Source organism: Ideonella sp. P3_A4 (assembly GCF_056403075.1).
On record NZ_JBFUGE010001332.1, the window covers coordinates 1 to 623 of the forward strand.

At 69.3% G+C, this 623-nt stretch carries 1 protein-coding gene; it reads left to right on the plus strand.

Annotated features, from left to right (window positions below):
• Nucleotides 1-557: precorrin-8X methylmutase (locus AC1DYI_RS37855; RefSeq protein ID WP_477209184.1), on the plus strand; the 557-nt coding region annotated here is incomplete at its 5' end.
• Between the last annotated feature and the right edge of the window lie 66 nt (nt 558-623).

Below are 623 nucleotides of genomic sequence, written 5' to 3' on the forward strand. Positions count from 1 at the left end.
GGCAGGTCGTGCGTCGCATGATCCATGCGAACGCCGACTTCGACTTCAACGGCTTGACCGGCTTCCACGATGGGGCGATCGCCGCCGCGATGTCGGCGATCCTCGGTCGCCGCTCGCGCGTGGTGGCCGATGTCGAGATGATCTGCGTCGGGCTTTCGGCGCCGCGGCTGGCGCACTTCGGGCTCACCACGCACCAGTTCATCAGCGATGCCGATGTCATCGCCACCGCCCAGGCTGAAAACACGACGCGCGCCGTGCAAGCGATGCGCAAGGCGCACCGTGGCGGGTTGCTGGACGGCGCGATCGTCGGCATCGGCAACGCGCCGACGGCGCTGATCGAGGTGGTGCGCCTGATCCGCGAAGAAGGCGCACGGCCGGCGCTGATCATCGGGATGCCTGTCGGCTTCGTCTCCGCGGCCGAGTCCAAGGATCTGGCAGCCGCGCTGGACGACGTGCCGTGGATCGTGATCCGCGGCCGCAAGGGCGGCTCGACCTTGGTGGTCGCCGCGATCCACGCGCTGCTCGGGCTGGCCGAAGCGCGCGAGCGCGGCGCTTAGGTCAGGACCCACGGCGATGATGGAGTCCACCGCCAAGCGAGGCACGCGCACCGGTTTCACGACAGG